7 protein-coding genes are annotated in these 6965 nt (G+C 69.1%); 3 read left to right on the top strand and 4 right to left on the bottom strand.

What is annotated here, in order from left to right; all coding sequences use genetic code 11:
- Positions 1 to 490: SRPBCC family protein (locus DMH08_RS15860; protein ID WP_233617622.1), on the bottom strand; the 490-nt coding region annotated here is incomplete at its 3' end.
- An 84-nt stretch (positions 491 to 574) separates the two neighbouring features.
- A complete protein-coding gene (locus DMH08_RS15855; RefSeq protein WP_199747815.1) occupies positions 575 to 2701 on the bottom strand; it encodes an oxidoreductase in 2127 nt (708 codons plus the stop codon).
- A gap of 401 nt (positions 2702 to 3102) precedes the next feature.
- Here DMH08_RS15855 and DMH08_RS15850 point away from each other — a divergent pair, with 401 nt between their 5' ends.
- Together DMH08_RS15850 and DMH08_RS15845 are read left to right on the top strand one after the other, a co-directional pair.
- Entirely contained in the window at positions 3103 to 3594 is a 492-nt protein-coding gene (locus DMH08_RS15850) for a hypothetical protein (protein WP_125615163.1), read from the top strand.
- Positions 3595 to 3973: 379 nt separating this feature from the next.
- On the top strand, positions 3974 to 4255 hold the full coding sequence (locus tag DMH08_RS15845; RefSeq protein ID WP_026405038.1) for a hypothetical protein: 282 nt from the start codon (positions 3974 to 3976) through the stop codon (positions 4253 to 4255).
- Positions 4256 to 4545: 290 nt separating this feature from the next.
- On the opposite strand, the gene DMH08_RS15840 is transcribed toward DMH08_RS15845, so the two are convergent.
- Both DMH08_RS15840 and DMH08_RS15835 read right to left on the bottom strand, forming a co-directional pair.
- Positions 4546 to 5118: a hypothetical protein gene (locus DMH08_RS15840; RefSeq protein ID WP_125615160.1), complete on the bottom strand. Its 573-nt coding sequence runs from the start codon at positions 5116 to 5118 to the stop codon at positions 4546 to 4548.
- Between the two features lie 102 nt (positions 5119 to 5220).
- A complete protein-coding gene (locus tag DMH08_RS15835; RefSeq protein WP_125615157.1) occupies positions 5221 to 5508 on the bottom strand; it encodes a hypothetical protein in 288 nt (95 codons plus the stop codon).
- A gap of 274 nt (positions 5509 to 5782) precedes the next feature.
- On the opposite strand from DMH08_RS15835, the gene DMH08_RS15830 reads away from it, so the two are divergent.
- Positions 5783 to 6937: a DUF5753 domain-containing protein gene (locus tag DMH08_RS15830; RefSeq protein ID WP_125615155.1), complete on the top strand. Its 1155-nt coding sequence runs from the start codon at positions 5783 to 5785 to the stop codon at positions 6935 to 6937.
- Positions 6938 to 6965 lie beyond the last annotated feature (28 nt).

Here is a 6965-nt window from a genome sequence, read left to right as displayed (position 1 = left end):
GCGCCTTGAGCCGCGGCAGCGTCTTCTCGATGCCCTCGGCGTTCCGCTGGGGGATCGGCGTGCGCACGAGCAGGCCGCGCAGCGGCGACGTGGAGAAGTCGCAGGTCTCGGTCACGCGCGTGCCGCCGTCGGCCTCCTCGAGTTCGTAGCGCCACCGGTGCTTGCCGGGGTGGCACCACGCGATCCGCCGGTCCGCCTCGAACTCGACGACCGTGTTGACGATCCGGTAAGGCATGCCGAACATCTTCATGGCCGTCTTGAACTTGTCGTTCAGCGCCAGTCGCTCCGGGCCCGAGATCGCGTTCTGCACGGTGCCGGAACCGTCGAAATCGGGGTGGCGATGAGGGTTGGCGAGCACCGAGAACACCGCCGACGGCGGTGCGGCGATGACGATGTCGCGCGAGACTCGGAGCGGACGGGATGCAGAGGGCATGCGGTACTCCAGGTTCACCGAGGCGCTAACGGACAGCATGCTGTCATGTCCGGGCATACTGTCAACAATCGCGATCGGACCTGCACCGTCTGAGCAGCGGCGCTCCATCGTCCCGCTCCCGCAGGGCGCCGCCGGCCGCGGTCAGATCGCGGTGGCCACCTTCCACGCCGAGTGCATCGCGCCCTCGATGTAGCCGACCTCGCCGGCGTCGCCGACGAGGTGGACCGCGACGCCCGCCCCGGCCAGCTCGTCGGCGAGCGGCGCCGCCGCCGAGACGCCCGCCGCCACGACGACCATGCTCGCCGGCGCGGACCGCGACTCGCCTTCGACCGTGAACTCGACGGTCTTCGGGGTGACGCGCTCGACGGTCGCGTTGCGGTGGATCTTCACGCCCAGCTCGCCGGCGTGCTTGACGGCCGTCCAGCGGCGGGGCATCGCCATCGGCACACCGAGCTGCCGGCCCTCCTCGACCAGGGTCACCCGGCTGCCGCGCTCGGCGAGGAACTCCGCGAGTTCGAGACCGACGAGCGATCCGCCGATCACGACGACGTCCTTGCTCATCGGCAGGAACCTGAGGAACCTGCGGCTCAGGTCGCGAATCCTGGCGGGGCTCTTGGTGATGCCGGCGAGACCGCCGAGCCTGCCGGCGATCCGTAGGAGCGGCCTTTGCCCCGAGACGTCACCGGTGCCGGTCATCAGGTCGCGCAGGCTGTCACCGGTGTGCACGTGGGGCAGGTCGCCGCCCGGCACGTCCGGACGTCCGCGCACGGCACCCGTGGCGACGACCACGGCGTCCGGCGCGAGCGCCTTGATCGTGGCGGCGGTGGCCTCGGTCTTCAACCGGACGTCGACACCGGCCCGCCGCACCTCCTGGGCGAGCCACTTCAGCAGGCGCTCGTTGTCGGGGGTGGTCAGCGTCGAGAACCACAGGGTCCCGCCGAGACGGTCGGTCTTGTCCAGCAGGGTGACGCGGTGGCCGCGCTCGGCGGCGACCCGGGCCGTCTCCATACCGCCCGGTCCGGCACCCACGACGACGACGTGCTTGGGGGTCGTGGTGCGCGGGAACGGCAGCAGCGTCTCGTCGCCCAGCGCGGGGTTGACCGCGCACAGCGGGGTGGCGTCCCAGAAGTTCTCCTGCACGCACACATAGCAGTTGATGCACGGGCGGACCTGCTCGCTGAGGCCCGCCTTCAGCTTGTCGACCAGGTCCGGATCGGCCAGCAGCTGACGGCCCATGGCGACGAAGTCGGTGTGCCCCTCGGCGATCATCCGCTCGCCGACCTCGGGCAGCATGCGGCCGACGGTGATGACCGGGATCGACACCGCCCGCTTCACGACCGCGGCGTTGGCGGTGTAGAAGCCGACCTTGTCGGGCAGCGGGCCGTCGGTGAAGTTCGCGAACGCGTTCAGCGCGGTGCCGGTGACGTGGATGGCGTCGGCCCCGGCCTGCTCGAACATGGCGGCGGCACGGGCGGCCTCGTCGGGCGTCAGCCCCTCGGACTCGCCGTACTCCTGGCCCGCCAGCCGCACGATGACGGCGAGGCCGTCCCCGACCTCTTCCTTGACCGCGCGGATCACCTCGCACGACAGCCGCGCCCGGTTCTCGAGCGTCCCGCCGTACTCGTCGGTGCGCTGGTTCGAGTAGCGGCTCAGGAACCCGCCGAGCACGTAGTTGTGGGCGCAGTGGATCTCGACGGCGTCGCCGCCGGCGGCCTTCACGCGGCCCGCCGCCTCCGCGAACATCCGGACCAGCCACGCGAGGTCCTCGTGGGTGGCCTCACGGTGGGCGGCCTTCTTGCCCTCCTGGATCGCGGCCATCTTCCCGAGTTCCTCGGGCGTGCAGTCGATCATCATGCTCATGTCGCCGGGAGGCTTCGGGACGGACGGCACCAGCTGCGGCCGGCCGTCCAGCGTGTCGATCCGGGCGACCTTGCCGTGGTGCACCATCTGCACGCACAGCTTGCTGCCGGCCTCGTGGACCGCGTCGGCCAGCGCCTTGAGCCCGGGGATGAACCGGTCCTCGGACAGGCCCGGCTCCTTGCGGCTCGTGCAGCCCTGCGGATAGGCGACGGCGCAGCAGCCCGTGATGATCATCCCGGTGCCGCCCCTGGCGCGGGCCGCGTAGTGGTCTATATCGCCCTGATGGATCTCACCGTCCTCGCAGAGGTTCATGTCCATCGCGGGGAGGACCACTCGGTTGGCCAGCGCGATGGGCCCGATCTTGCCGGGCGAGAGGAGGGCCGGGAACGTTCGCTGTCGGTTCACCACCAGCCGGAAGATATTTCACAACACCGATGGTTCCCGGCGCATTCTCGCTCAGCGAGACGTCACCTGGGCCACATCGCGCCGACCGACCATGAACCGGATCCGGGCACGGCGTTGCCCACCACGACCCGGCAGGGAGCCGTCGGCGCCGAGTTCCCGGCCGTCCCCCAGCACTCGGAAAACCGCGCCGGCCCCCACGATCGTCCTGGACGGCGAAAGATGCGAAACCGCACGAACTTCTTCGTGCCGCGGTAAGTCCCAGGACGTCCGTAAGTGCGCGCGAGTTCAGGCCGGACGGGGTCGAACTGATCACAGCCGGGCGCGCCAACTCCCCGGATCACACCCGCATCTCACCTTTCACAACGCGGCCACAGGGGCTGCGCACGGAAATGGGAGCGGCACCTATGCAGAAGATCCTGGTCACCGGCTTGGCGGCGGCGCTGGCGCTCGGCCTGACGGCCTGCGACGGCACCGGTACCGGCGACTCCGCGGCGGCGCCGCCCGCCCCGTCCGGCGCTTCCACGCCCGCCCCGAGCGAGACCTCCACCTCGGGCGGCGCCGCTTCCGCGCCGAACGCCTCGTCCCCCGAGGCGCAGGGCACTCCGGCGGCCCAGGAGCCTTCGAGCGAGACGCCGGGCGGCCGGCAGATCAAGTCCAAGTGGGGACAGCTGCGCTACCTGGCGCCGGGCAAGTTCACCGTCGGCGGCGTCGCCTTCTTCACCGCCAACGCCACCGTCCTCTACGTCGCCGATGACACCTGCCCGGACGGCAGCCGGCCCCCCGGTGACAGCAAGTGCAACATGGACGGTTTCGAGAAGTGGGTGCAGGCCGCACCGCGCAATGCCGTCGTGGAGTTCTCCGGCCAGTCCGCGACCCTGATCCGAGAGACGCAGTAATAGTCGGCATCATCGACACCCTGGCCGGCCCCGGCACCACCTGCCGGGCCCGCCGGGGCGCCGGCGGCATGGTCCGCGTCCCTCATCCGGTCGGCGGGAGTAGCCCTCGAAGGGGGCAACTGCTCTCACGCCCGGATCCGGGCACCGGCCGAGCAAGCCGGGTCGCTCCGCTCAACTCCTGGTCCGCGCCCCGCGCCGCATCCTCGGCCTGGACCACGGCCCTGGACGCAGCCGACCCGTTCGAGCCGGGCGCCCATTCGGCATCAGGCCGTGTCACGGTCCATGATCGTGACGAGAGGAGCAACCCGTGAGACGGTTCCTGACAGCGGCCCGTCCATGCGTGCGCCTCGCCAGCTTGACCGGTACCCCAGGGAGAACAATGACCCGCAAGTCCAAGCCCGACCTGTACGACCTTCTCCGGGCCGGCTTCGGCGACGAGAACGTCGACTCCGAGCCCGCCCGGCGCACCGGGCGATCCGCACCGGCCGAAAAGCCGTCCCCGCCCCGGCGTTCCGCAGCCGCCCGCTCGGGACCTGTGACGGTGCGCAAGCCCGACCCGCGAGTGTGGAAGGCCGCGCAAGAGGCCGTCGACGGCGACACCAGCCGCCTGGAAGTCATGGCCGACGGGTCGGTCTTCATCTACAACCAACCGATCAGATGACTCGCAACGACCCGCAACCCGACGGCCGGTCCCGGACGCCGGGGTAACCAGCTCACGGCCGGTTCCGGCTCTCCCGCGACGAGGTCACCTGGTCGCCGTCGACCTGCCGCGTTCGGCGCTCGGCCTCACCGTCGCCGTCCCGTCCCCGAACGCGCGGACGGCGTCCAGATTCGGCACGCCCTCCTCGACCTGCCGAGATACCGCAGCGTCGCCGGACGGCGATCCGCCACGGTTCCGCCGCGCGGGGTCCCCGCACAGCGAGTACTGCCGGACCAGCGACGCGCGGCGATCTACCGGGCGTGCCGGGGCGGCATCCAGAGGTGCGCCCGGACGTTGCGGGTCTCCTTGCAGGTCACGTACAGCGGGCGGTAGGCGTCCCGGTCGACGGCGTCGTCGGCCACGGCGGCGCGGTAGAGGTCGTCGGAGACCAGCATGCCGACGTCGGAGTCCGGGGCGGCGCTCATCGCCTGCTTGAACGCCGGAGCGTCCAGCAGCCGAAAGAGACGCATCACCGCGTGGCCGAGTACTCCGTGCGTGTCGAAATGGACGTCGCCGCTGTGGACGGCCACGCGCAGCCGCAGCCGGGCGACGTCGTTGGTGATCCGGTTGGCGCGGCGCAGGCGGGCGGTGAGGTGGTGCGCCAGGGGGTCGAGGACGTGGAAGGCGTGCGCCGTCGGCGGCGCGATGATCAAAGCGCCGTCGCCGCGGTCTTCGTGGTGGCACTCGTGCCAGTGCAGCCCCGTGATGGCGAGCGAGTCGGCGACGACGTCGTACATGCTGCCGCGCAGGAACTGCTGGACGTCGCGGGTGCGGCGCTCGTCGCCGAAGTTCGGAATGTCGAGGCCGATGAGAGTCGTATTCATGGTGTGAACTCGCTTGGTCGATGCAGTGCGGTGGGGTCTGGGGTGCGACAGGTTTCGAGGGACCTGCTGAAAGCCGGGGGAGGGGCGTAAGGCGGTCCCTCGTCAATGGTGTGGGCAGGGATAGTGAGAATCGTTGTCGCAACGCATCTGCTCATCCGCCCAAAAGGTCTCCAGTTCCTCGGTCGTCAGTTCGCCGAGGGGGACGGCCGGCAGCGGCCGTCCACTGCGTAGAGCCCAGACTGTGACCAGTGCGAGAGCCAGGTAGGCGTCTTCATCGGTCCGGTCGTCGGCCATTCGAGGGTCGTCGCCGGAGGAGTTCGCGGACGGTTCGGTCCGGTGGTCGATCAACGGTCGGCCTTCCACGATGGGGTCGGGCAGGGCGAGAACCACGCTGCCTGCCCGCCGCCCGCGAGAGCCGGCGAATGCCCGACTCCGGACGGACCCCGGATGGATCTCGGATGGACGCGAGTTACCGTCACGTACATCCGGGATTCATCCGGGATGCTCCTAGGGCGTGACAGTTGACCGCCTGATGCGCTATCGGCATAGACCTGGCAGTACGCGCCCGGGACCGTGAATGTGTCATGTGACCGTTCCGTTCCGGGTGGAGCTGGCATCATGCCGGTTTCAACGGTCCGCAACATCCGCGACAAGGACGGTCAATATGGACAAAGGTCGCATATATTGCCGTAACGAAGTGATTCGGGTGTTGGCCTACAATCGCGACATAGTGGGGGCGGTGTCTTTTACAGCGATCGATCAGAAATCGAGGGAACTCGAGGAAACCGGACATCGCGTGTGCGGCGTCCAGGTCGAGCGGGTTCCGCGCTCAACGGCCAACGACCTGTGGAGGAAGCCCGCGGGGCGCGTCCCCAGGTGGGAACTGCTCGAGTCCCTGTGGGCGACGCTGTACCGGTTGGCCGAGGAGAGGGGGCGGGACACGAGCGCCATGATCACGCTGGACGAACTGCGAGATCGTCACCGGCGCATAGACGCTCCGCCGGTCGAGGCTGTGGCACCTGGGCAAGGCGGTCGGGTCGCGGACGGACGACCCGCGGGCGCCGGCATCTCGGCGGACTCATGGCAAGCGGCAGAAGACGCCTGGGAAGCCGGCCTCAATGTCCCTCGGTTCCCTGCGGGGTTGCCTGTGCCGGGCGTCCAGAGTGGGCGCTACGTTCGAGACGTCGACGATCAGTTCATCGACGAGTTGCGAAGGCGCGGTCACCACGCCCCCTGGCGAACCTATCAAGACGTCGTTCCGGACTGGTTCGAACTCTACGTAACAGCCGAGCCGGAACTGGCAGAGATCAGAACGTATGCTCCGCGCCGCATACCCAGTCTGCTGCAAACCGGCGAATACGCTCGACTCGCCATCGCCGCAGACCTCCCGAACTGCCCGGATGAAGTCTTGCAGCGCAGAGTGGAGCTGCGGCTGTGCCGGCAGGAAATCCTGCACCGCCCGGATGCACCGAAGCTCTGGATCGTCTTCCATGAAGACGTCCTCCGCGAGGACCTGGGCAGCCGACCGGTGCTGCGGGCGCAGGTGCGGCATCTCCTGACGCTCGCGGAGCAGCGCAACATCACGATCCAGGTGATACCGGCCGACAGGGCCAGCAGGGCCGTGGAGGACGGTCCGCTCACGATCATGAGGTTCCCCGATTCCCATATCAACGACATGGTGTTCCTCGAACATCGCACCAACGGGTTTTATGTCACTCACAAGCCCGAGGTCAGCTATCTCGCTGCCGTGTTCTCCACCTACCTGGTCGAGGCGCTACCGCCCTGCGAAAGCGTGCGCTTTCTGCGTGAACTCATCTGACCGGTCTCAGCCAGAAGGCCACCGACCC

The organism is Actinomadura sp. WAC 06369 (assembly GCF_003947565.1).
In the GTDB taxonomy this organism is placed as follows: Bacteria; Actinomycetota; Actinomycetes; order Streptosporangiales; family Streptosporangiaceae; genus Spirillospora; species Spirillospora rifamycini.
This window is presented reverse-complemented; position numbering and strand designations above follow the sequence as displayed.